2 protein-coding genes and 1 pseudogene are annotated in these 1936 nt (G+C 35.0%); 2 read left to right on the top strand and 1 reads right to left on the bottom strand.

Features of this window, described 5'->3' with window-relative positions; genetic code table 11:
- Positions 1–378 precede the first annotated feature (378 nt).
- Together GO685_RS04970 and GO685_RS04965 are read left to right on the top strand one after the other, a co-directional pair.
- Positions 379–1280 (top strand): annotated as a pseudogene (locus GO685_RS04970) (Rpn family recombination-promoting nuclease/putative transposase).
- Positions 1252–1452, top strand: coding sequence for a hypothetical protein (locus tag GO685_RS04965; RefSeq protein WP_175937827.1), 201 nt, complete (start codon positions 1252–1254; stop codon positions 1450–1452). The pseudogene GO685_RS04970 and the gene GO685_RS04965 overlap by 29 nt, the downstream one beginning before the upstream one ends.
- 46 nt (positions 1453–1498) lie before the next feature.
- Here GO685_RS04965 and trhO read toward each other — a convergent pair.
- Positions 1499–1936 (bottom strand): oxygen-dependent tRNA uridine(34) hydroxylase TrhO (gene trhO / locus GO685_RS04960; protein WP_281356227.1); only part of this gene is annotated, 438 nt, incomplete at its 5' end.

Genomic DNA, 1936 nt, shown 5'->3' with positions numbered 1-1936 from the left:
GTGTATTCCTTTCACGCTTTTCAAAAAACTAAAAACTTGTTTTCAATTTCCTTCTTTTATATAATTGCCATTTAGTCATTTCTCTATTTGTAGCTAAGTTAAACTACCAGTTTTTGCTACATCTTTCCTTATTTTCTCATGACAAACTTTTTTCACAGAGACTAGATTGCAGTGTTTAAGACTAAAAAGATGCCAATATTTTTGAACAGGTATTGACCAGGGCTTCTTTTGCTTTTTTCTCTATTTAGTAAATTTTTTAATATAATTGCAATGCAAGATGAGGCTTGGGTTCGTAGGGGTCAATACATCCGAAACAAAAAGATTGAATATTTCTACAGAATTGTGTATAATTTTTAATACTTTTTAAGTAAATTTCTCATGGTTTTATCAAAATTTCTCAATCCAAAATTGGACTTAACCTTCAAGAAAATCTTTGGCACTGAGAAAAACAAGAACATTCTTATCCATTTTCTCAATGATATCTTAGGATTTACTGGAATAGATACTATACAAGAAGTTGAGTTTCTTAGCACCTATATGGATCCTGAAATTGCCTTCGATAAACAGAGTATCGTTGACGTTCTTTGCAAGGATTCTAGAGGGCTTAGGTACGTGATTGAGATGCAGCTTGCTCGGGATAAAGGCTTCGAAAAACGCGCTCAGCTATATGCAGCTAAAGCTTATTCAAGGCAGGTTGGGAAAGGTGGTGAGTACATCGATTTAAAGACAGTATTCTTTATTGCTATTTCCGATAATATGATATTTCCTGAGGAAGTTGAGTACATTTCTACTCATAATATACGAGAGGTCAAAGCTAATGGACATTACTTAAAAGATTTTCAGTTTGTTTTTATTGAGTTGCCTAAATTCGCAAAAAACAGAGTGGAGGAACTAGGGATCACAATAGAAAGGTGGTGTTTCTTTTTCAAGTATGCAGAGGATACTACAGATGAAGACTTAAGGAATATAGCAGAAAAATCACCAATAATAAAGCTAGGATATGATGAGTTAGACAAGTTTCGCTGGAATGAGAAGATCTAATAGCATATGAAGAAAGATTAATGGACCTACGCAAAGAAGAAGGCATCCTTGCGTACAGACTTGATACTGCTAAAGAAGAAGGTAGAAAGGAAAGAGAGATTGAAATAGTAAAAGCAATGCTCGCCGATGGCATGAATGTTGCTACCATTGCTAAGGTAACAGGATTATCTACTGACGAAATCGAAAAACTACGGTTTACATATGATCAAGATGAGAAACGTGAAGATGATCTGTCTTAACCAAAAATTTGATGAAGGTGTTGAAGTTGGTATTGAGAAAGGAAAAACTGAAGGAAAAATCGAAGTGGTAAAAAACCTACTTAAGGCTGGTGTGTCTGTTGACTTGATAGCTGAATCTACTGGTCTTCCTAGAGCTGAAATTGCACAACTCAAAGAAGAAGTCACGAGTTAACCGCTTAGCTGAATAGACACGTGCAGATAAATCCAGTTTTTAATTGTTAAGCTTTACAATCAGAGCAAACCACCTGACCACGTGAGACTGATTTCAGTTCAACAGTTGGAACTTGATTTGAGCAAAATATGCATTTTATTTTATCGCTTGGGGCAAGTGAGTTACTAACGGCAATTCTATCGTCAAAAACAAAACATTCACCTTCCCAATTACCACTTTTATTATGAGTGTTTTCAAAATAAGAAAGAATACCACCTTTAAGATGGTACACATCGTTAAATCCAAGGCTTTTCATGTATGCTGTAGATTTCTCACATCTTATTCCACCAGTGCAGTACATAGCCACTTTCAGGTCTTTATTCTCAGAAAATGACTTTGCCCACTGAGGAAACTCATGAAAACATTGAGTATTTGGGTTAATTGCATTTTTAAACTTGCCTAATTTTACTTCGTACTCATTTCGTGTGTCTATTACTAAAACGTC

It is taken from the genome of Wolbachia endosymbiont of Madathamugadia hiepei (assembly GCF_013366855.1).
Classification (GTDB): Bacteria; Pseudomonadota; Alphaproteobacteria; order Rickettsiales; family Anaplasmataceae; genus Wolbachia.
The sequence above is the reverse complement of the archived record's forward strand: the minus strand, read 5'-3'. Positions and strand labels throughout refer to the sequence as shown.